The 21,244-nt window shown below is 68.9% G+C and carries 17 protein-coding genes; 14 read left to right on the top strand and 3 right to left on the bottom strand.

Annotated features, from left to right (window positions below):
- Positions 1 to 61: 61 nt before the first annotated feature.
- From SPK54_RS03765 to tkt, 3 genes are read right to left on the bottom strand one after another with little or no spacing between them, the layout of a single operon-like run.
- Complete coding sequence (locus tag SPK54_RS03765) at positions 62 to 2,119, bottom strand: TonB-dependent copper receptor (RefSeq protein ID WP_330946593.1); 2,058 nt, start codon at positions 2,117 to 2,119, stop codon at positions 62 to 64.
- Positions 2,120 to 2,176: 57 nt separating this feature from the next.
- On the bottom strand, positions 2,177 to 2,584 hold the full coding sequence (locus tag SPK54_RS03760) for a DUF2946 family protein (protein ID WP_330946592.1): 408 nt from the start codon (positions 2,582 to 2,584) through the stop codon (positions 2,177 to 2,179).
- A 25-nt stretch (positions 2,585 to 2,609) separates the two neighbouring features.
- A complete protein-coding gene (gene tkt, locus SPK54_RS03755) occupies positions 2,610 to 4,595 on the bottom strand; it encodes a transketolase (RefSeq protein WP_330946591.1) in 1,986 nt (661 codons plus the stop codon).
- Between the two features lie 210 nt (positions 4,596 to 4,805).
- On the opposite strand from tkt, the gene SPK54_RS03750 reads away from it, so the two are divergent.
- The 14 genes from SPK54_RS03750 (at position 4,806) to SPK54_RS03685 (ending at position 21,226) form a co-directional block, all read left to right on the top strand.
- Entirely contained in the window at positions 4,806 to 5,615 is an 810-nt protein-coding gene (locus tag SPK54_RS03750; RefSeq protein ID WP_330946590.1) for a prepilin-type N-terminal cleavage/methylation domain-containing protein, read from the top strand.
- Positions 5,616 to 5,627: 12 nt separating this feature from the next.
- Complete coding sequence (locus SPK54_RS03745) at positions 5,628 to 6,179, top strand: hypothetical protein (protein ID WP_330946589.1); 552 nt, start codon at positions 5,628 to 5,630, stop codon at positions 6,177 to 6,179.
- Positions 6,176 to 7,750 (top strand): hypothetical protein, encoded by a 1,575-nt coding sequence (locus tag SPK54_RS03740; RefSeq protein ID WP_330946588.1) that lies wholly within the window; start codon positions 6,176 to 6,178, stop codon positions 7,748 to 7,750. Before SPK54_RS03745 ends, SPK54_RS03740 begins: the two co-directional genes overlap by 4 nt.
- Positions 7,747 to 8,262 carry a hypothetical protein gene (locus SPK54_RS03735; protein WP_330946587.1) on the top strand — a complete coding sequence of 172 codons (516 nt, stop codon included), beginning with the start codon at positions 7,747 to 7,749 and terminating at the stop codon, positions 8,260 to 8,262. Before SPK54_RS03740 ends, SPK54_RS03735 begins: the two co-directional genes overlap by 4 nt.
- On the top strand, positions 8,259 to 8,906 hold the full coding sequence (locus SPK54_RS03730; protein ID WP_330946586.1) for a hypothetical protein: 648 nt from the start codon (positions 8,259 to 8,261) through the stop codon (positions 8,904 to 8,906). The genes SPK54_RS03735 and SPK54_RS03730 overlap by 4 nt, the downstream gene beginning before the upstream one ends.
- A 1-nt stretch (position 8,907) precedes the next feature.
- Positions 8,908 to 9,675, top strand: a complete 768-nt coding sequence (locus SPK54_RS03725) for a prepilin-type N-terminal cleavage/methylation domain-containing protein (RefSeq protein WP_330946585.1) — start codon at positions 8,908 to 8,910, stop codon at positions 9,673 to 9,675.
- Between the two features lie 96 nt (positions 9,676 to 9,771).
- Positions 9,772 to 11,415 carry a pilus (MSHA type) biogenesis protein MshL gene (gene mshL, locus SPK54_RS03720; protein ID WP_330946584.1) on the top strand — a complete coding sequence of 548 codons (1,644 nt, stop codon included), beginning with the start codon at positions 9,772 to 9,774 and terminating at the stop codon, positions 11,413 to 11,415.
- Entirely contained in the window at positions 11,412 to 12,284 is an 873-nt protein-coding gene (locus SPK54_RS03715) for a tetratricopeptide repeat protein (RefSeq protein ID WP_330946582.1), read from the top strand. Before mshL ends, SPK54_RS03715 begins: the two co-directional genes overlap by 4 nt.
- A complete protein-coding gene (locus SPK54_RS03710; protein ID WP_330946581.1) occupies positions 12,281 to 13,687 on the top strand; it encodes an AAA family ATPase in 1,407 nt (468 codons plus the stop codon). The genes SPK54_RS03715 and SPK54_RS03710 overlap by 4 nt, the downstream gene beginning before the upstream one ends.
- A 52-nt stretch (positions 13,688 to 13,739) precedes the next feature.
- Positions 13,740 to 15,416 (top strand): GspE/PulE family protein, encoded by a 1,677-nt coding sequence (locus SPK54_RS03705; RefSeq protein ID WP_330946580.1) that lies wholly within the window; start codon positions 13,740 to 13,742, stop codon positions 15,414 to 15,416.
- Entirely contained in the window at positions 15,413 to 16,669 is a 1,257-nt protein-coding gene (locus SPK54_RS03700; RefSeq protein WP_330946579.1) for a type II secretion system F family protein, read from the top strand. The genes SPK54_RS03705 and SPK54_RS03700 overlap by 4 nt, the downstream gene beginning before the upstream one ends.
- Before the next feature lie 14 nt (positions 16,670 to 16,683).
- Complete coding sequence (locus SPK54_RS03695) at positions 16,684 to 19,011, top strand: hypothetical protein (RefSeq protein ID WP_330946578.1); 2,328 nt, start codon at positions 16,684 to 16,686, stop codon at positions 19,009 to 19,011.
- Positions 19,008 to 20,069 carry a type II secretion system protein gene (locus SPK54_RS03690; protein ID WP_330946577.1) on the top strand — a complete coding sequence of 354 codons (1,062 nt, stop codon included), beginning with the start codon at positions 19,008 to 19,010 and terminating at the stop codon, positions 20,067 to 20,069. The genes SPK54_RS03695 and SPK54_RS03690 overlap by 4 nt, the downstream gene beginning before the upstream one ends.
- Positions 20,066 to 21,226, top strand: a complete 1,161-nt coding sequence (locus SPK54_RS03685; RefSeq protein WP_330946576.1) for a prepilin-type N-terminal cleavage/methylation domain-containing protein — start codon at positions 20,066 to 20,068, stop codon at positions 21,224 to 21,226. The genes SPK54_RS03690 and SPK54_RS03685 overlap by 4 nt, the downstream gene beginning before the upstream one ends.
- Positions 21,227 to 21,244: the final 18 nt, after the last annotated feature.

Raw genomic sequence — 21,244 nt, 5'->3', positions numbered from 1 at the left:
GGTATCGGTTTCGCCCGATGCCGCGCGCGGCGGGATTGACCGGCCACGCGCGGCACACGCTTCACAGCGAGAAATTGAGCTTCAGCCAGAGATTGCGCCCCGGCTCGTTGATCCGCACCGGCATTGCCGGGTAGCCGAAGTCGGCGTTGCCGGCCAGGTTCAGATGCTCGCTGTAGCGGCGGTCGAACAGGTTGTCGACGCCGGCGGACACCTGCACCCGCTCGCTGACACGATAGCCGCCATTGAGCGCCAGCGTGGCGAAGCCCTTGCTGGGGCCGAGGTCGCGACCGGTGACGTTGCCCTGGCTTGCGGCCACGCGGGCCTGCGCTGCCACCGCCCGCAGCAGCACGCCGGCGTTCCAGCGGCCGTTGTCCCAGGCGGCGGTGAAGCGGCCCTCCAGCGGCGTCATCTGCGGCAGCGCGGTGCCGGCATCGGCGTTCGCGCCCCAGGCCCAGGCCACGCTGCCGCCCAGCGTCCAGTCCTTCGTCGGGCGGAACTCGCCGCCGGCTTCGGCACCGTGGATGCGCGCATCGACATTGCTCGCCATCGAGGTGCTGCCCATCATGCCGCCGCTCATGTAACGGAACAGGATGAAGTCGTCCACGCGCCCGAGGTAGCCGGACACCCACGCGCTGCCGCGCGCGCCGCGCCACTGCAGGCCGGCATCGAGCTGGGTGGTCTTCTCGGGCTGCACGCCGAGGAAGGCGTTGGCGCTGCCCATCGGCCCGCGATTGGGCGAGAACAGCTCCCAGTAGTCGGGCATGCGCCGGGTGTGGCCCACGCCCGCGAACCAGCCGAAGCCGCTGCCGACGATGTCGCGTTCAAAACGGAGGAAACCGGCCGGCAGGGTTTCGCTGCGGGTCTGGCCGAAGCTGGGGTTGACCATCGCGCCCAGCGTGGCGCGATGGTCGGTGACTTCGGCGCGGTCGACCCGCGCGCCCGCCACCAACCGATGCGCCCCGGACAGCGTCCAAGTGCTTTCCGCGAACACGCCCTGCTGGCGGAAGCCGGCATCGTCGGTCCACGGCTGTGCGCGCCACGCATCGCGCCCCATGGCATTGCGGCGGCGGTGGTCGCTGCGCTGCGCGTCCACGCCGGCGACCAGCGAGAACGCCTGCCAACCCCACTCCAGCGCCACCCGCCCGCCGGTGGTGGTGCGCTCGACGTTGGACCCCATCGGCATCGGCATGCTGCCCAGCGGATTGGGATCGCGCAGCGTGTAGTTGTCCATCACGTGGTCGGCGGCGTTGCGGTAGGCGTTGGCCTCCACCTTGCGCAGGGTGCCGGCGAAGGCCTTCTCGAAACGCAGGCCGAGGCTGTCGCGACGGAACTGCGAACCGTCCATGCCGCGGCCAGCGTAGCGCGCCTGCGCATCGCCGGCGCCGACCGACAGTTCCAACAGGGTGTCGGCATCGGGCGTCCAGCCCAGCGCCAGGTCGGCGTTCCACTTGTGCCACGCCGAGGGGACGCGCGCACCATCGCCGTCCTCGTAGTCGCGCGCTTCCGAACGGTTGGCATCCAGCCGCGCGTAGCCGCGCGGGGCGCCGGCCAGCAGCTCCAGCACCTGGTCGTTGCGGCCGAAGCTGCCGCCGAGCAGGCTGCCCTGCGCGCGCAGTTCGCGTTGCTCGAAGCGCGGCGTGTCGCGTTCGAAGCGGACCGTGCCGGCCGAGCCCACGGGCCCCCACCGCACGGTCTGCGGGCCCTTCACCACCACCAGCGCATCGAAGGTTTCCGGGGCGACGTAGGACATCGCGTTGTCCATCCGCGACGGGCAGGCGCCGTGCATGCTGCCGGCGTTGGTCAGCAGGTTCAGGCGCGAACCGAACATGCCGCGCAGCACCGGGTCGCCATTGGTGCCGCCGTTGCGCAGCGCGGTGAAGCCGGGAATGGTCTTGAGGTAGTCGGCGCCGTCGCTGGCCGGCACCGGCTGGCGCGGCAGCTTGGGATCGGTTTCGAAGGTCAGCGGCTGGGTGGGCATGCCGATGACCACCACGCGGTCGAGGTTTTTCGCATCGTCGCCGTCTGCGGCGATGGCGGAAACGGGGAACAGCACGGCGGCCAGCGCGCAGGCAAGCACGCGGCGCGACGGCGCGGCCGTCGCGGAACGAAGGGGATTCATGTTGGCTCCAAAGCACAAGTGGGGAGGCGGGATTCCGCCAGGTGGAACGCTTGTGGTTCAGAGCAGGATCGGTGGCCCTCGCGCGCCCAGACCGCGCAGCAGCGGTGGCGCATGCGGGGTGGGCAATGTCGACGCCGGCAGCAGGCGACGGCGCAGCGGCGGCAGGAACAGCGCCAGCGCCAGCAACACCGGCGCCAGCGCGGACAGCAGCGGGCAGTAACCGCAGTATTCGTCGGGCATGCCGCCGGCCGGCATCGGCGCCGGCGTGCCGCCGCTGTCGGCCAGCAGGCTCGGCTTCGTAAACGCCATGCCGTCGCTGGTGCACATCGCCAGCACCATGTCCGGCAGCCGCTGCGCACCGCTTTCCAGCCAGCGGCTGACGGTGGGCATCAGCGACACCAGCAGGATGGCCGCCAGTGCAAGACGGGCCATCCAGTGCCGGAAATGGCGGGAACGCAGGATCATCGCAAGGGCAAGGCTACGCGCGATTTCAGAGCGCGTTGCTGACTTCGATCAAACGTTCGACGGTAATCCCGAAGTGCGGGAACAGCGCATCGGCCGGGGCGCTGGCGCCGAAGCTGTCGATGCCCACCACCGCGCCGTCCAGGCCCACGTACTGGCGCCAGAAACCGGTCACGCCGGCCTCCACCGCCACCCGCTTGCGACAGGCCTTCGGCAGCACCGCCTCGCGATAGGCCGCATCCTGGCGCTCGAACACGTCGGTCGACGGCATCGACACCACGCGCACCTTGTCGCCCAGCCTCTCCGCAGCCTGCATGGCCAGCCCGACCTCGCTGCCGGTGGCGATCAGGATGAGCTCCGGCGCACCCACGCTGTCCTTCAGCACGTAGCCGCCACGCGCGATGTCGGCCAACTGCGCGTCGGTGCGCGTCTGGTGGGCCAGGTTCTGGCGGCTGAACACCAGGCAGGACGGGCCGTTAGCGCGGGCGATGGCCGCCTTCCATGCCACCGCCGATTCCACCGCGTCGCAGGGACGCCAGACGTCGTTGTTGGGAATCTGGCGCAGCGAGGCCATGTGTTCCACCGGCTGGTGGGTGGGGCCGTCCTCGCCCAGGCCGATGGAGTCATGGGTATAGACGTGGATGGCGCGCACGTCCATCAATGCGCTCATGCGCACCGCGTTGCGGGCGTAGTCGCTGAACACCAGGAAGGTGGCGTCGTAGGGAATGAAGCCGCCGTGCAGGGCCAGGCCGTTGCCGATGGCGGTCATGCCGAACTCGCGCACGCCGTAATAGACGTAGTTGGCGTCCGGGTCGCTGCCGGCCACCGACTTGCTGCCCTTCCACAGGGTCAGGTTGGAATGGGCCAGGTCGGCCGAACCGCCCACCAGCTCCGGCAGCAGCGGCGCGAACGCCTCGATCGCATTCTGCGAGGCCTTGCGGCTGGCGATCACCGGGCCGTCCTGCTGCAGCCTGGCGATGAAGGCATCGGCGGCGGCCTCGAAACCGGCCGGCAGCGCGCCGGACAGGCGGCGCTCGAATTCGGCGGCGGCTTCCGGATGCGCGACCTTGTAGGCGGCGAAGCGGGTGTTCCACTCGGCCTCTGCGCCAGCGCGGTCGCGCCCGCGCCAGCCGGCGTAGATGTCCTGCGGAATCTCGAACGGCGCGTGCGCCCAGCCCAGCGCATCGCGGGTGGCCTGCACTTCGTCCTTGCCCAGCGGCGCACCGTGGCTGGATTCCTTGCCTGCCTTCGCGGGCGAGCCAAAACCAATCGTGGTGCGGCAGCAGATCAGGGTGGGCTTGTCCGACGACTTCAGCGCGGTCTCGATGGCGGTCTTGATCTCCACCGCGTCATGTCCGTCGACGCCGCGGATCACGTTCCAGCCGTAGGCCTCGAAACGCTTCGGCGTGTCGTCGGTGAACCAGCCGTCGGTGTTGCCGTCGATGCTGATCTTGTTGTCGTCCCAGAACGCGACCAGCTTGCCCAGGCCCCAGGTGCCGGCCAGCGAGGCGGCCTCGTGGCTGATGCCCTCCATCAGGCAGCCGTCGCCCAGGAACACCCAGGTGCGATGGTCGACGATGGCGTGGCCGTCGCGGTTGAAGCGCTGCGCCAGCAGCTTTTCCGCCAGCGCGAAGCCGACCGCGTTGGCCAGGCCCTGGCCGAGCGGGCCGGTGGTGGTCTCGACGCCGGGGGTGACGTGGTTCTCCGGATGGCCCGGGGTGCGGCTGCCCAGCTGGCGGAAGCGCTTCAGCTCGTCGATCGGCAGGTCATAGCCGGCCAGGTGCAGCAGCGCGTACTGCAGCATCGACCCGTGCCCGTTGGACAGCACGAAGCGGTCGCGGTCGGCCCAGCCCGGGTTGGCCGGGTTGCACTTCAGGTAGTCGTTCCAGACCACTTCGGCGATGTCGGCCATGCCCATCGGCATGCCCGGGTGGCCGGAGTTGGCGGCCTGCACCGCGTCGATGGCGAGGAAACGGATGGCGTTGGCGAGGTCGCGGCGGCTGGGCGCAGTCATGGCATCGGGCAAGGCGGAGGGGATGCCCATTGTCCCATCCCCGGCCACTGGCTGTCGCGCCGCGCCCAACCCGCACGGCAGGACGGCATCGGGAAACCGCCACCCGCAAGGCTCTTACGAGCCTCTTACACCCGGCATTTACGTTTCCAGGCGCTGCGTCGGGGGCAGCCCGCCTGCGTCCACTTATCACCATCTCTTAGGGGAAAACTCATGCAAGCACGCTCTATCACTGGCCGCCGCGCGGGCCAGGGTGGCTTCACCTTGGTCGAAATGGCGGTGGTGCTGGTCATCATCGGCGTGATCCTGGGCGCGGTCATGATCGGCCGCGACGTCCAGCGCAACGCCGAATACACCCGCATCAAGCAGAAGTTCGTCGACCAGTGGGTGGTCGCCTACAACACTTACGCGCAGCGGCTCGGCGCACCGATCGGCGACAACCAGAGCGCACCGCGCCTGATGGTCAACGGCTTCAATTTCGCCGGCAACGCCGACACCCTGTCCGGCGGCGACATGGCCAATGCCACCGCGCCCGACGCGATCTGCCGCAAGAACGCCGGTCCGAAGATGGCGCGCCCGTTCCAGAGCGGCCCCGACTTCGACCTGCGCAACCTGATGCTGAAGTCCGGCGTCACCATGCCGCCGGGCCGCGGCCAGGGCATGGAAGACCGCTACGTCTACCTGGATACCAACGGCAATCCGCAGGAAATCCAGGTCTGCTTCCAATGGAATCCGCCGGGCACCGCCTCCGGTTCCGGCAACGTGATGGTGATCACCGGCCTCACCCCGGATCTGGCACGCGCGCTTGACCAGTCGATCGACGGCAAGCCCGACGCACAGAACGGCGCCTTCCGCCAGGAAGGCGTGGTCCGCGCCGCCGGCACCGAGTTCAATCCGGGCGCGCAGTGGCTGGGCAACAACAGTCAGGACATCAACGCCACCGGCGACAACACCGCCAACGCCGCCGCGACGGATGACCAGCAGGTGCTGACCGTGGTCGCCCACCTGAAGATGAACCAGTAAGGATCGACGGCCATGACCTCGTCCGTCTCCGCCAGCATTCCCTGGCATAACCGGGTCCGCCAGTCGCGGCGGGCCTCGCTGCTGCTGTTCGCCATCGCAATGGGAGCCCTGCTGGTTGCCGTGATCTGGTTCACCCGGGCCCGCAGCGACCTGGCCGAAGCCTATGCGCAGGTCGGCGGCCGCCAGCAGGCGCTGGCAGCCGCCCAGCAGCGCAGCCATGAGGCGCGCCTGCGGGTGCAGTTGGCGGACGGCGCGAAGATGCTGGTGCAGCGGGCGCAATCCGGCGGTTTCGTCCAGGAAAACTGGGGCGAGCGCCTGATCAACATCAGCCAGACCCCGCTGGTCCGGGACGAGATCAATCCGCTGCTCGGCGGGGTCACCCGCAATTCGGAGCGGATCTTCGGCGCGGAGGCATTCGAGTTGTCGGTGACCCGCGCCGACGAAGGCCTGTTCGACACCACTGATCCACGCAGTCCGCCGCTGATGTTGAGCCTGCGCGGCACCCTGCTGTTCCGCACCCAGGCGATGCCGGCCGCGCCGGCCATCCTCACGGAGGCTCCATGAGCACTTTGTCTCTGCTGCACATGGACGGCCAGTGGCTGGCCTTCGACGGCAACCGGGTCAACCGGCTGGACACCCGCCCCAAGCTTGATCGCTCGGCCGTCGCCATCGTCGATTTCGATGGCGGGGTCAGCCAGGTCATCTCGCTGGAAGGCAGTCCCGCCCATGCGGTGGCGTTGATCGAGAAGCGCCTGCGCGCCGACGGCCTGATCGACAACGAAAGCAAGATCCTGATCCACCAGAGCAAGACCGTGGGCAACGGCTACCAGGCCCTGTTCACCGCCGTGCCGCTGGATCGCTGGCAGCAGATGTTCGCCTGGGCCGAGGATCACGACGACCACTGCCTGCTGGTGCCATCGCTGGCCCTGCTGTGGCGGATGCTGCGCCCCGGCCGCGGCGTGGTGCTGCACAGCGGCCGCCAGTTCACCTTCGTGGCCAACCTGCGCAACCGCATCGTACACGTTTCGGGGCTGGCTTACAGCGAGTCCGAAAGCGATCTGGCGATGACCGTCAGCGCACTGGCCGAGCGTGCCGGCCGCGAGCTGGCCGGCGCCGACGAGGCGCTGGAAACGCTGGAAGTCGAATGGTACGGCTGCCTGACCCGCGCACCGGCCGCATCCACCGGCGCGCACGCCAGCGTGCACATCGAAGAGACGCCGACCCTGCGCTCCGTCGCTCCGTCGCCGCGATTCGCGCCGGGCCTGCCGCTTGCCGATACCGCCGCGGACGACGACATGACGTTCGACGGGCAGTTCGAGCCCCAGCCGGTGGAGGACGACATCGACGACGCGCCGGTCGCCGCGCCGCGGCCGGTGGCTCCGATCACCGCCAGCCGCTGGCTGGACGAAGCCCTGATGGAGATTTTCTCCGCCAACAGCGGCACCCATGTCCGGCTCGGCCCGCACACGCTGGTTCGCGACGCCGATGGCGTGCAATACCGCAGCGGGATTTCCGGCCTGGTCGCGCACGCCAATGCGCTGGCCGCGGTCAACCCGCTCAGCAGCCGCCTGATGTACATGGCCGAACGGGTGCTGCCCTGGGCCAGCGCGGCCTCGCTGGTGCTGGCACTGGCGCTGGGGGGGCTGGGCGGTCGCTGGTCGCTGGCCGCACACACCGCCAACGAGCGTGCCGCCAACCTTGATGCGCAGATCTCCGAGATTGACGCCGAGATCGCCCGCCTGCAGCCGAAGCAGGCCATCCCCGACGCGTATCCATCGCTGCTGGAGTTCGTCAGCCGCGCGGCCGGCCTGCAGCAGGCACTCGACCCGAATGCGGCGCTGCAGGAACTGCGCAGCGCTGCCGGTGACGATGTCCGCATCCTGCGCCTGCGCCTGGAAGCCGACACCGGCGGCAAGGGCCATCGCCTGCGCGTGGACGGCATGGTCAACCACGGCCCCAATGGCAACAGCGAAGGCATGCAGGTCGCGCGCTTCGTGCAGCGCCTGCGCGCCGCCGGCTACCTGCCCGAGGCGATCGACCCTCAGCAGGGCAACGTGCGCTCGCAATCGGTGGGCGGCGCGTTCTCCTACCTGCTGCGCCGGGCCGCCACCACCACCCCGGAGAAGGCATCGTGAAGCTCAAGTATTCGGCCAGCCTGGCGCTGGCGCTGTGGCTCTGCGTGGTCGCCTGGGGAAGCGCGATGATCGTCGCCAAGCCCAGCGTCCGCCACGCCTATGCGGATGAAGTAGGCTCGACCGCGATCGCCCAGCTGCAGCTGAACATCGACCAGAACCGGAAGGCCCTGGCGGCGCTGGACGCGCTCGCCCTGGCCCCCGTCGCGATTGCGTCCAGCCCGGCGGTCACGCCCTCGTCCGCCGCACCCGCCGGGCTGGCGTCTGACGAAGGCACGCCGGCCGAACCCGTCGTCGTCAGCCATCAGCTGACCCTGATCCTGTCCACCGACCAGGGCCGTCGCGCAATCGTCGATGGCGTGCTGGTGCGGGCCGGCGAACGCCTGGCCGACGGCAGCCGGGTGCTCACGATCGGCCGCGACCACGTGAGCCTCGACGCCAGCAGCGGCGAACGCCTGACCCTGCGCTTGCCGGCGCCATTTGCCGGGCAGGCGGCCACCGGGGGCGCGCGATGAACAACCGCCGCGTCATCCTCGTGGCTGCCGCGCTGCTGGTCGTCGTCGGCCTGGTCGTGGTGCTGACCCTGCGCGCGCTTGCGACGCGCAGCGGCACGGCCACGACACCACCGCCGGTGGCTGCCGCCGACGCACCTGCCGTCGACAGCGCCGACCCCGCCCCGCAGACCGCGACTGCCGACGAGGCCCCGCCGCCGTGGCTGCAACAGGACGCAACCGGCGCCACTGCCGACCGCGCCCCGCAGGCCGCGGCCGCCGACGCGCTGCGCGCGCAGCAGCTGCAGCAGCTGCAGCAGTCGATCCGCGGCGTGGCCGCCGCCGCCAGCCTGCGTGCGAAGGAAACCAATGCGCACCTGCGCCAGGCGCTGGACACCCTGGAGGCGATGAATGACCCGGCCGTCACTTCGCAGATCGATCTCCCCGCCGTGCGCCGCAATCTCGAAATCAGCATACAGATGCAGGACGTCGCGCAGGAGCTGCAGCAGCTGATGCAGCAGGCGGACAGCCCCGAGCGCAAGCAGCAGATGGAGGCCAAGATGGCCAGGATCCGTCAATTGCAGACCCAGATGGATCCAGACGTGCGCGCGCCCGGCTCGACCCTGCCGCCGCTGACGCCGGCCACCCTGCCTGCCACCGGTGGCTGAGATGACCGCCGGCATCCGCCCACGCCGCTCCCCGCCATATCGCGCCACGGGATTCACCGTGCTCGAACTGGCGGTGACGATCAGCATCATCGGCGTGCTCAGCGTGCTGGCCAGCGGCGCCTATTCGGGCGTGCTCGACGTCCGCGCGCGTGCGCGTGCGCAGGCCGAGGCGGAAACCGCACGCGCAGCGGTGCGCACGTTCCTGCTCAGGAACAAGCGCCTGCCCTGTCCCGACCTCAGCAGCAATGGCGCGGGCGGACGCGAAGGCCTGGCCGGAAGCTGCCCGATTGGTGCCCAGGTCGGTTGGCTGCCCTATGAAAGCCTCGGCCTGCCGCCACCGCAGCCGGACCAGCGCATGCGCTACGCGGTCTCCCGCCAGGGCGCGGGCGCGGATCTGGTCGCGCCGCCGGATCTCGGCACCATCGACTTCGACGGCGTCGCCCGCCTGCGCAGCGCGCTGTCCCAGGCCGCCAAGCTGGCGCGCGGCAGCGACCGCCCCTTCCTGACCGGACGCGGTAGCGCCGCCGACCCGGAAAGCTGCAGCCATATCGTCGCCAACCCGGCATTCGCGCTGATCGCACCCGTCGCCGATCGCGACGATGTGGGCAGCACGCATCCCGGTTTCGACGGCCTCAACCGCGCGATGGCAGACACCTCCGCGCATTGCATCGCCGCTCCCGGTCGCGCCATGGACGCGACCTACGACGACGTGGTCCTCGCCGAAAGCGCCAGCACGCTGCTCGGCTGGCTGGCCACGACCACCCGCTAACGCCCGCCCGCCCAACGACAAGGCAGACCCGCTCTGATGAACGCCCTCGATACCTCCCGGTCCTTCCCGTTGCGTCGCCTGGCAATCGCAGCCGCCGTGACCTCCGTGCTGCTCGCTGGCTGCGCAACCCAGCGCAGCATCGAAAGCATGCCGAAGACCGAATACAAGTCTCTGGAAACCATCTCTTCGCGGGTCGAGGAGGAGTCCGCCAAGCTTGCCGCCGAGCAGCAGCGGCTGCGCCAGGCGCTGGAAAAGACGCCGCCGGTCGTGGTCGCGGCCGCCCCGGTCGCACCCAAGTACGACCCGCTGGAAAACCGCATCGTCACCATCAACATGCACGAGGCCAACGTCGGCGCGCTGCTCTGGGCGCTGGCCGACCAGCTCGGCATGAACCTGATCGTCGATCCGAACGTGCTGGCCCGCGACCAGCGCGCCAGCCTGTTCCTGAAGAACGTCACCGCGCGCGAGGTGTACAACCACATCCTGACCGCGTTCGACCTCTCCGGCGAAACCCGCGGCGGCGCCCTGGTGGTCAGCCCGATGGAAGAACGCATCTTCAACGTGGAGATGCTCAACACCACCACCTCGCTGGAAATGAGCACCGGCGGCGACGTGTTCGGCGCCGGCTCCAGCGGCAGCGGCGGTGGCGACTCGCTGCGCGGCAAGCTCATCCTCGACGGCAAGGTCGGCAAGGAAAACGACCCGTACAAGCAGCTTGCCGCCTCGGTCGACGCGATCCTGAAGGTCGACACCGCGGCGAAATCCAGCGATGGCCCGCCGATGGAGACGCCGCGCTTCAGCCTCGACCCGCTGACTGGCACCCTGTACGTGCGCGCCAAACCGTCGCAGGTGCGCGCGGTGTCCGAACTGATCGAACGCAACCAGAAGATGCTCAGCCGCCAGGTGCTGATCGAAGCGCAGCTGATCGACGTCCAGCTCGGCGACTCGTTCCGCTACGGCGTGGACTGGGCCAAGCTGCGCGGCCGCATCGCCGGCGTGGCCGGCGACAACCCGATGACCGCCGATCCGTTCTACGGGCTCGATGCCGAAGGCAAGCCGATCAGCTCCTCGGGCTTCCCCGCCGGCAAGCACAACACGCTCGACAAGATCCTGACCATCCCCAAGCAGGTGATCGGCTCCTCGCTCGGCCGCGGCACCGGCCTGGGCTATCTCGGCGACACCTTCAGCGCCACCCTCAACATGCTGCGCGAGTTCGGCCACGTGAAGGTGCTGTCCAACCCCAGCGTGCGGGTGCGCAATGCCACCCCGGCCTACCTCAGCGTTGGCCAGAACATCCGCTACGTCAGCAAGTCGACCACCAGCTTCAGCAACCCCGGCGGCGGCGCGACCAACACCTCCTCCGACGTGCAGACGGAATCGCTGTTCTCCGGCGTGGTGATCGGCGTTGCCCCGCTGATCCACAAGGACGGCACGGTCGAACTGCTGGTGCACCCGATGCAGACCGAAGTCGCGCCGGGCAGCCTCCAGCTGGTTGAAGTCGGCAACGGCAATTCGGTGACCCTGCCGGTGATCAGCTTCAAGGGCATGACCACCACCCTGAACCTCAACAACGGCGACACCGTGCTGCTCGGCGGCCTGATCGACCAGCAGTCGCAGGCCTCCGACAACGGCGTTCCCGGCGCCTCCGACGTCCCCGGCCTGGGCAAGCTGTTCGGTTCCGAAAACAAGTCGCACAACAGCCGCGAGCTGGTGATGGTGCTGCGGGTGAGCGTGATATGAGCATGATGTTCGATGCGTTGCAGGCGCTGGACGCATCGGCCGGCGTGCCTGTCACGCCGGTGCGCGCAGCCGCGCGCAACCGCGCCCGGCCTCGCCGGTGGCTGCTGCTCGCCACCGGCGGCGGCGTGCTGCTCACCGGCAGCCTGCTGTGGGCGGCAACGCGTCCGACTGCCACCGTCCAGGCCGCACCCGTGGCCACGCGCACGCTGGCTGCGTCGGCCAGTGCGCCGCCGCACGCACGCATCGCCCCGGCCCCGGTTGCCGCCGCTGTCGCAGCCAGCCATCGCACACCGTCGCCGGCGCCCGTGCCGCAGGCGCCTGCGCGCCCCGCCCCTGCAGAAGCCATTGCACGCACCGAAGTCGTCGCGTCGCCTGCGCCCGCCGCCGCCATGCCGATGCGGGCATCGGCGGTCGCCACCGCCCACACACCAACAATTCCGGCAGCGGCCCTGGTCGCCGAGATCAGCGTGCGCGATGCAAGCGAAAACGACACGCCTGCCGAAGGCCAGGCCGTGGCCCGCCTGGTGACCGCGATCAATGCCGCCGTGCATGCCGGCGACTTCGGCAGCGCCGAGCAAAGCCTTGCACAACTGGAACGCGAGCTGCCGCCGCGAAGCCTGACCCTGCTGCGGATGCAGGCCTGGGTTGCCCACGTCCGTGGCGATGCCGCAGGCGCTTTGGCGCTGTACCGCAGGATCGCGGAGCGCATGCCCAGCGACCAGACCGTGGCGATCAACCTCGCGATCCTCGAGGCCGACAACGGCCAGGCCGACAGCGCGCGCGCCCGGTTGCAGCAGCTGCGCGCGGACAACGTGGAGTCGGTCGCGCTCGAGCGCGCCATCCTGCAGGTCGAGGCCAAACTGCGGTGAGCACGCCGGCCGCCAGCGCCTATCTCCGCCACCTCGGGCTGGCGCGCTCGCCGTTTCCGCCAACCCCGGACGCCGACAGCTATTTCCACACCGGGTCGCTTCAACTGGAGCTGGCGGAAGCCGCGCACTGCCTGCTTGCGCGCAAGGGCTTCGTGCTGCTGACCGGCGAAATCGGAATGGGCAAAAGCACCTTCCTGCGCCGGCTTCTGGATCACGTCGTACGCGAAGGTGCGATCGCCTCGCTGGTGTTCAACACCTTCCTCCAGGGCCCGGACCTGCTCGCCGCGATCTGCCGCGACTTCGGCCTCGAGCCCGGCGCCGATGCCGCCGCCAACCTCGATGCCTTCAACCGCTTCCTGCTGCGCTGCTGGAACGAAGGCACCACCTGCGTGCTGGTGATCGACGACGCGCAGAACCTCGGCATCGAAAGCCTTGAACTGCTGCGCCTGCTCAGCAACCTGGAAAGCGGGCAGGAAAAGCTGCTGCAGATCGTGCTGGCCGGACAGTCCGAACTCGACGACATCCTCGCCACCAGCGCGATCCGCCAGCTGACCAGCCGGATCGTCAAGCACGTGCGGATGCAGCCGCTCAACGCCGAAGAGTGCGTGCGCTACGTCGAGTTCCGGCTGGAAAAGGCCGGCGCCGCCGAACAGCTCCGGATCGAGCCTGCCGCGCATGCGCTGCTGTATCGCCGCAGCGCCGGCAATCCGCGCCGCATCCACCTGATCATGGATCGCTGCCTGTACGGCGTGATCGCGCGCGGTGAGCCGCGCATCGATGCCGGCATGGTGCGGGCGGCGGCGGCGGAAGCCGGTTTCCTTCCGACGCGCCGACGCTGGCGCCATTGGCCGCTTGCAGCGGCCGCACTGCTGGCCACCGGACTTGCCAGCGCCGGCGTCGCGCTGTGGCCCGCACCGGCACCGACATCGCAACCCGCCGTCGTCATCAGCAACGTCCCTGCAGAAAACAGCTGGGACGCTTGCCTGCAGCGCTTGTCGCCATCCGCTGGCGATGCCCGCGCCGTGCAGGTCTTCGACCTGCCCGCCCGCTTCCAGCCGGTGCTCGCCCACCGCGATGACACCTGTCTGACCCGCTCCGGCACGCGCTGGCTGGCAGCCTGGCGGCCGTCGTTGCCGCTGGCGCAGCTACAGGCCGGCTTGCGCAGCGCGGCGGTGCAAACCCTGCAGCAACGCCTGTTGGAACAACAGGCTTTCGATTCCGCCGACGGTGAATCTGCCGACGGCCTGTTCGGGCCGCAGACGCGGCAGGCACTGGCGCGCTTCCAGCAGCGCCATCACCTGCCGGCCGATGGCAATGCGGATCCGCTGAGCCTGCTGCTGCTTGAACTTCCTGCCTCCACCGCCCCAACGAGTTCCACGGAGCCTGTGCATGTCCGCCGTTGAAAACCTCCCGTCTGCCCTTGGCTCCCGTCCGGACGCAGCCAAGGCACAGCCCATGCCGTTGGGCCAGATCCTCCTCAGCCGTGGCATGCTCAACGCCGCCCAGCTGGAATATGCGCTGCAGAAACACGCGGTCGAAAACGCCGGCAGCGAGAAGCGCAGGCTCGGCTCGCTGCTGATCAAGCATGGCCTGGCCAGCGAATCGGACATCGTCCGCGTGCTCGCCGAACTGCACGGCACCCGCTTCGTCAGCATCGACACCCTGCCCGCTCCGGATCCGCAGGTACTGGCACTTTTCAATCGCGAACTGTGCCTGCTGCGCGCGTTCCTGCCGATGCGCCGGCTCGATAACGCGCTGGAAGTGCTGATCGGCGATGCCGACCGCGACGCGGTGTCCCAGCTGGTGCTTCAGCGCTGCGGGCTGCGCTGCACCTTCCTGCAAGGCGAGTTCACCCGGGTCAGCCAGCTGATCCGGCATACCTATTACTTCGCGCAGAACCCGATCGAGTCGCTGCTGGAACGCGAGATCCGTCGCATCGCCGCCGACGCCGACCACGCCTACAGCCCGGAAAAACTGCTCGACTACCTGCTTCACCTGGCGGTGCGCGAACGCACCACCGACATCCACATCGCCCCGGCCGAAGGCAGCATCCACGTGCTGTTCCGCGTCGACGGCGTGTTGCGGCCGATGCTGGCGATGCACCCATCGCTGCATCGCCTGCTCGGCTTCATCAAGCTGGCGGCGGAAATGGACATCTCCGAGCAGCGCCGGCCGCAGGACGGCAGCTTCCGCATCAGCATCCTGGACAGCTCGCTGACCGTGCGCGTCTCGACCCTGATCAGCGACATGGGCGAGCGCATGGTGCTGCGACTGCTGCCCGAGCACAGCGACCTGTCGGGGCTTGGCGAACTCGGTTTCTTCAGCGAGGACGTGGCGGCCCTGGAGCGCATGTTCGCCAAGCCTGCCGGTCTTGTGCTGATCACCGGCCCGACCGGCTCCGGCAAGAGCAGCTCGCTGCACGCGGCGCTGCGCATGCAGTCGCTGATCGAGCGCAACGTGCTGACCGTCGAGGATCCGATCGAATACCGCGTCCCGGGCGCCTGCCAGACCGAAGTCAACCGCCGCTCCGGCTACGAGTTCGGCTCCGCGCTGCGCCACTTCCTGCGTCATGACCCGGACGTGATCCTGCTCGGCGAAATGCGCGATGCGGAAACCGCGCAGGCGGCGATCGAAGCCGCCGCCACCGGTCACCTGGTGCTGTCCACGCTGCACGTCTCCAGCGTGTTCGGCGTGGTGCCGCGACTGCGCCCGCTGGGACTGGAGGCGCAAGTCATCGCCGACAACCTGCTGGCCGTGGTCAACCAGCGCCTGGTCCGGCAGAACTGCCCGTTCTGCAGCGAAGACGTCGCGTTCACCGCCGCCGAACGCACCTGGCTCGGGATCGAAGACGAGCATGCCTGCGGCCGTCGCGGCGCCGGCTGTGATCGCTGCCGCGGCAGCGGCTACTACGGCCGCCTGCCGGTCTACGAAATTCTGGTCCTCGACAACGCCATCGCCAACGCGATCGCCGATGACAGCGGCCGCGAAGCGGTTCGCAACCTCGCCTACGGCAGCGGCTTCACCGACATGGTCAGCCTGGCCAAGCGCCGGGTAATGATGGGCCAGACCACCGCGACCGAAGTGCTGCGCGTGGTCGGCGACGGTCCTGCTGCGGAGCCGGTCGGCACATGAACGTCTATTACTATCGCCTGCTGCTCTCCAGCGGCCGGATCAAGGCCGGGATCGCGCAACTTTCCGTCGAGCACGACAGCTCGGCGCGGATGTGGCTGGAGAAGAACTACGACGCCACCGTGATCCTGCTCAAGCGGCTGCCCGGCTGGCTGGCGGAAACCCAGCGTAGCCTCGCCCACCTGCTGCGGCCGAACATCCGCCCGCCGGAACTGGCCGGCATGCTGCGCGACATGGCGGTGATGACCAGCAGCGGGATTCCCGTGCTGGAAGCACTGCGCGCGGTGGCGCAGGAAGTCGGCACCGGGCGCGCCTCCAACGCCGCGCGGGTGGCGCGCAACCTGCTGGATGAGCTTGATGCCGGCGCCGGCCTGAGCGAGGCGTTCAACCGCTATCCCGACACCTTCCCGGAAACCGTGCGCAACCTGGTGATGATCGGCGACGAGACCGGCAGCATGGATCGCATGCTGACCGAGGCCGCCGACCACGTCGAACGCGTCGCTCGCATGACCGCCGACACCCGGCAGGCATTGATCTACCCGGCGTTCGTGTTCAGCGCGATCTTTGCCGCCGGCGGCTTCTGGATCTATTACGTCATCCCCAACCTCACCTCGCTGTTCAAGCAGATGAACGCCAAGCTGCCGCCGCTGACGGTGGCGGTGATCGCGTTCTCCGAGTGGTTCACCGCGCACGTGGTCGGCATCCTGATCAGCATGGTCGTGCTTGCCTTCGTGCTGTGGGTGACCTGGCGCTACAGCCGCCCGTTCCGGCGCAGCGTGCATTACCTGCTGCACCGGCTGCCGATCGCCAAGACCATCATGAACTCCGGCGGCCTTGCCTTCCTCACCGAATACCTGTCGCTGCTGATCAAGGCCGGCGTCGACATGGTCAGCAGCCTCAAGGTGATGGAGCGCGCGATCCGCGACGAGTATTTCCGCGACCGCGTCATCGCGATCCGCCAGGTGCTCGAGCGCGGCGACCGGGTGTCCTCGGCGATGCGCCAGGTCGGCGGCTTCCCGCCAATGATGGTGCGCATGATTTCGGTCGGCGAGGACACCGGCACGCTCGACAGCCAGCTCGCGCGGCTGTCGGCCGAATACAGCCTGCGCCTGCAGCGGCTGATCACCAACCTGTCCGAGATCATCAAGCCGCTGGTCGTATTGCTGGCCGGCGGCATGTTCATCCTGCTGATCGTCGCCCTGCTGCTGCCGGTCTACGACCTGGTCAAGCAGGCGATGTCCGGGCCGCAATTCTGATGCCGGGAGGCCGCATGCGCGCAGTGCCAAGACCGTTCCTGCAGCGGGGCTTCAGCCTGCTGGAGACCTCGATCATCGTGATCGTGATCGGCGCCGTGGTCACCGCCGGCTTCCTGTTGCTGCAGGCGCGCAAGCCGATGCAGCAAGTCCAAAGCCAGGAGCAGGCGCTGCAATGGGCCGATCAGGCACTGGCGGCCTATGCCGCGCGCCACGCCCACCTGCCCTGCCCCGTGGCCACTCCCACCAGCGCCGCCAGTGACTGCGTGGGCCCGAACCAGAAGGGCTGGCTTCCGGTCAACACGCTGCGCAGCGTGCATCCGGGCGGCGACGGCGCGCTGCCGCCGATGCGCTACATGGCTTTCGGCGGCGACGGCGGCGAGGCCGACCTGGTGCTCGCGCAGAACCAGTTCAACCCGAAGAAGTGGGATGGCGAACCGCACGATTTCGCCGCCATCAACGGCCTCGATTTCTGCAAGGTGCTGCACAACGCCGCGCGTGAAACCGCCTCCGGCGTCATCACCGACCGCGCCCGCAGCACCGACATCCGCGGCGATGCGGCCAACGTGGCCTACGCGATCAGCATCGCCGGCGCCAATCCCGGCCGCAACGGCCTGTTCGACGGCGCCAACCAGACCACCGCCGCGGAAATGGAGTCGCCGGCACGCGCCAACGATGCCGACTACGATGACCGCGTCCGGGTGCGCGACTTCCACACGCTGGCGCAGACGCTCGGCTGCGAATACGTTGCCCCCGACAAGCCCGATGGCGTCGTGCTGGCGTCACTGGACATGCTGGCGCTGGCGGTGGACGTCTCCGACGAGGTGGATGCGCAGAACGCCGCCCTGGTCGACCAGACCGAGAACGCGGTCAAGATGGCCGCAGTCTCGGAAGTGTTCGCAATTCTCAATGTCGCCCTTGCCGCCGCCAGCATCGCCAATTCGGTCAGCACCCTGGCCACGGCCTCTGCCCAGCTCGCGGCCGCGATCGCCTCCTGCCCGATCCCGCCGTTCGTCACCTGCGGCCTGATTCCGCCCTACACCGCCGCAGTCACCTCGGCCAGCATCGCGATCGGATTCGCATCGGCCTCGACTGCATTGGCCGCCGCCGCGCTGGCCGCCGCATCGGTGGGCCTGGCCAAGACTATCGAAGCCCGCGATATGGCCAAGCAGGCGGCGGGCAAAGGCCCGGCCGACATCGGCGGACTGGCCGACAAGGCCTGCATCGCCGCCGAAGGCGGATGGATGCGCGAGAAGGCCGACGCCGACGGCAACCTGATCACGGTCGACCCACCCTACTGGAAGGACGGCCTGAAGCAGGAAGTCGAGCAGCTCGAACAAAAACTGCAGCAGACCATCGCCGACCGCGACGCCGCGCAGGCCAGGCTCAACTGGCTGGGCGTCATCCCGTCGGCGCTGATCAAGTACCCGCCCAAGCCGGTGCGCAACTCCTGGCCACACTGCGTCACCGACAGCAACGGTGCCGTGTCCTGCCACACCGACTACGAGCCCATCAACGACTACAACCAGCGCGTCGATGCCTGGCTGGAAAGTCGCCGGCAAATGGAAGAAATGCTGCAACCCAAGCTTGCGGCCATTCGCGCCGCCGAGCAGGCGTATTTCGACTGGGAAACCACCGAGATCCTGGTCAAGCATGCGCAAACCCAGCTCGACCAGATGAACGATGCGATCGCCCAGCTCCGGCCGCGAGTGCAGCAATGCGATGCCAGCCCGCCGAGCGACACCGTCGGCACGATGCGCTGCAAGAACGATCGCAATGCCCTGCTCGGAATGACCACCTGCGACCTCGACATCCTCACCTCCGGCCAGGTGGAGCAACGCCAGTGCCTGGCGTGGAAACAGCAGGATCTGGATACGGCCAAGTCGAACGAACGCGCTGCCTGGCATGACTACCAGCAGAAGCTTTCGACTGCGCTCGGCCTGCCCTCGCCGCCGATCGCCGACTACCTGGATGACGGCGGCCTGCCGGGCGGTCACTGGATTTGCACACTCATCTGGCCCTGCGACGTGCTGATCGTGCCGGGTCAGCACCGCGACGAAAATGACAAGCGCGAAACCTATGCGATGACCTATTACAAGCTGCTGGGGCTGCGCAAGGCGGTGCTGGAGCAGACCAAGGAGCTGGAGAAAAAGCGCGAGGCCTATGACTCCGCGCAGGCGCAATGCGATGCGCTGCGCAGCCTGAGCACCAGCGGCTCCACCGGCGGCCAGCAGGTACCGATGTTCCAGGGTGCCGAAGCCATCCTTGAAGGCGCCAACTGCAAGGGCGCCACCGGGCCGGTGCAGCCGGCAACCTGCGGTATTCCCGCCGGGGCCACACCATGACGCCCGCACGCCGCAACGCCGGCTGGTCGCTGGTGGAACTTGCCGTCGTGATGGCCACCATTGCCGTACTCGGCGTGGTGCTGTGGCGGGTGCTGCCGCTGGCCCCCAAGCTGGCCGAGAACGAGGCCGCCGCGCGCGACCTGGCCCAGGCCGAACAGGCCCTGCTGGGCTATGCGCTGGCACATGACCGCCTGCCGGCGGCGGTGATCGAGCATGGCCGCGCGGTATTGCCGACCCAGGCACTGGGTCTGCCGAGCAGGATCCGGTTGCGCTACCAGGTGCAGCCAACCCTGACCGCCTCACCGGGCGACCGCTTTGCTCCGCTGCTGCCCGCGGCGCTGGACGCCGGCGGCAGCACGCCGCCATCCACGCGGATCAACGGTCTCGACCTGTGCATGAGCCTGAAGGCGGACAGCGACAAGTCGCTGGACGGGATGCAAGGCATACCGACCGCCTTCGCACTGATGCACCTCGGCCCGGTCGGCCAACAGCAGGCCGCGAACCAGCCCTTCGCCCTGCCCGGCAGCGCCGACATCGGCGCGCGCCAGGTGCTCGCGGTCGGCCCCGGCGAGCTGGCCAGCCGGCTGGCCTGCCCGGATCGCGTCGCCGGCGTCCACGGCGCAGTGCGCGAAGCCTATGCCGCCTACGACCTCGCCCGGGTCGCGTCCGAGTACGAGGCGTTCCGCAAGTTCGCGATCCAGGTCGCGGAGATGAACAGGTCCAACGCCAAGACCGGCGAGGTGTTCGCCGGCTTCGACATCGCCTGGGGCGTGGTGGTGGAAGCCATCGCGATCCTGCAGACCGCCGCCGGCTGGCCGCCGGATGCGGTGGCCATTGCCACCGGCATTGCCTCGCATGCCGGAGCCACTGCGCAACTCGTGGTCGCGATCATCAATCTCGATGCGGCCATCAAGGATCTCGAGGAGGCGGACGCCGATCTGGAGGAAGCCAGGGAACAGCATCGCGCCGCCGAAGCCAACCTCACCCGGATGCGCGGACTTGCCCATGACAGCCGCGAACACGCGATCGCGCTCGATGCCAAAGGACTGCAGCCATGACGCCTTCCGCCGCAACCCGCGCCCGCGGCTTCTCGCTGATCGAACTGGCGGTGGTGCTGGTCGTGCTCGGCCTGGTCACCCTGCTGCTGGCACGCTTCCTCGGCACCGCCGCCAGCGAGCAGCAAGCAAGCGCCAGCCGCAGCCTGCTCAATCGCGCCGACGACGCACTGCTGGCCTATGCCATGGTCAACAGCCGCCTGCCCTGCCCGGCCAGCGACGCCAGCGGCGTGGAAGACTGCGGCAGCGGCCAGGTCGGTCGCCTGCCGTACAAGACTTTGGGACTGCCCGATGCCAGCGCGCGAGCGATCCGCTACGGCGTGCTGCGGCGCGCCGGCGATCGCCGCATGGATGCCGATCTCGCCGTCCGCCGCGATCGCTACGACCCGCTGCAGGTCATCAGCGGCAGCGAAACCGGGATCGAACTGCCACTCGGCAATGTCAACGGCCTCGACCTGTGCTGGGCCCTGCGCAGCGCCGGCAATGCCACGCTTGACGCTAATTACCTGCACGTCACCTCGGCCCGGGCCAGTAGCCAGATCGATGCCCACGTCGCCTATGCGCTGGCGCTGCCGGGTGGCGGCACCAGCTTCAGCGGCCACCAGCAGGGCAGCGCGCCGGCGTTCGACTCGCCGAAACGCGCGCAGGGACCGGATTTCCACGACCGGGTACTGGCGGTTGATCTCGACCAGCTGTGGGGGCGGATGCGCTGCGGCGACAACCTCGCCGCTGCCGGCCACGCGCATTTCAATGCAGCGGCAGCGATCACGCTCCAGCACACCGCGCTGGGTGATTACAAGAAACAGCTGGCGATCTCAGTCAAGCAGGCCGAAGCCAACGTCGCCAACGGCGCCGCCGCGGTGCTGTCGGGCCTATCGGCCACCGCCGGTGCCGCCGGTGGCATCGCCGACACCGTGGCCGAGGGCCTGTTGACCATGGGCGCGGTCGCGACCTACAAGGTCGCGCTGGCCGCCATCGCAACCGGCGCTGCCGTTGCCGTGACGATCACGGCTGGCGTCATGGTCGGCTTCGCCGATACCGCGCTGAAAGCCTCGGAAAAGGCCTACAAGGACGTTGACCCCTTGATCAATCGCGCCAACGTCCTCGAGGACAGCGTGCGCGAACACGCCAAGACCGCCGACAGCATCGGCATGTACTGACCCACGATCCCCATCGAG

The sequence above is a fragment of the Thermomonas sp. LB-4 genome, assembly GCF_036409385.1.
Taxonomy (GTDB): domain Bacteria; phylum Pseudomonadota; class Gammaproteobacteria; order Xanthomonadales; family Xanthomonadaceae; genus Thermomonas.
This window is presented reverse-complemented; position numbering and strand designations above follow the sequence as displayed.

Excerpts from the sequence above, each read along its gene's own strand:
- SPK54_RS03765 (WP_330946593.1), bottom strand. The coding sequence starts at position 2,119 with ATGAATCCCCTTCGTTCCGCGACGGCCGCGCCGTCGCGCCGCGTGCTT.
- SPK54_RS03760 (WP_330946592.1), bottom strand. The coding sequence starts at position 2,584 with ATGATCCTGCGTTCCCGCCATTTCCGGCACTGGATGGCCCGTCTTGCA.
- tkt (WP_330946591.1), bottom strand. The coding sequence starts at position 4,595 with ATGACTGCGCCCAGCCGCCGCGACCTCGCCAACGCCATCCGTTTCCTC.
- SPK54_RS03750 (WP_330946590.1), top strand. The coding sequence starts at position 4,806 with ATGCAAGCACGCTCTATCACTGGCCGCCGCGCGGGCCAGGGTGGCTTC.
- SPK54_RS03745 (WP_330946589.1), top strand. The coding sequence starts at position 5,628 with ATGACCTCGTCCGTCTCCGCCAGCATTCCCTGGCATAACCGGGTCCGC.
- SPK54_RS03740 (WP_330946588.1), top strand. The coding sequence starts at position 6,176 with ATGAGCACTTTGTCTCTGCTGCACATGGACGGCCAGTGGCTGGCCTTC.
- SPK54_RS03730 (WP_330946586.1), top strand. The coding sequence starts at position 8,259 with ATGAACAACCGCCGCGTCATCCTCGTGGCTGCCGCGCTGCTGGTCGTC.
- SPK54_RS03725 (WP_330946585.1), top strand. The coding sequence starts at position 8,908 with ATGACCGCCGGCATCCGCCCACGCCGCTCCCCGCCATATCGCGCCACG.
- SPK54_RS03715 (WP_330946582.1), top strand. The coding sequence starts at position 11,412 with ATGAGCATGATGTTCGATGCGTTGCAGGCGCTGGACGCATCGGCCGGC.
- SPK54_RS03705 (WP_330946580.1), top strand. The coding sequence starts at position 13,740 with ATGCCGTTGGGCCAGATCCTCCTCAGCCGTGGCATGCTCAACGCCGCC.
- SPK54_RS03700 (WP_330946579.1), top strand. The coding sequence starts at position 15,413 with ATGAACGTCTATTACTATCGCCTGCTGCTCTCCAGCGGCCGGATCAAG.
- SPK54_RS03695 (WP_330946578.1), top strand. The coding sequence starts at position 16,684 with ATGCGCGCAGTGCCAAGACCGTTCCTGCAGCGGGGCTTCAGCCTGCTG.
- SPK54_RS03690 (WP_330946577.1), top strand. The coding sequence starts at position 19,008 with ATGACGCCCGCACGCCGCAACGCCGGCTGGTCGCTGGTGGAACTTGCC.
- SPK54_RS03685 (WP_330946576.1), top strand. The coding sequence starts at position 20,066 with ATGACGCCTTCCGCCGCAACCCGCGCCCGCGGCTTCTCGCTGATCGAA.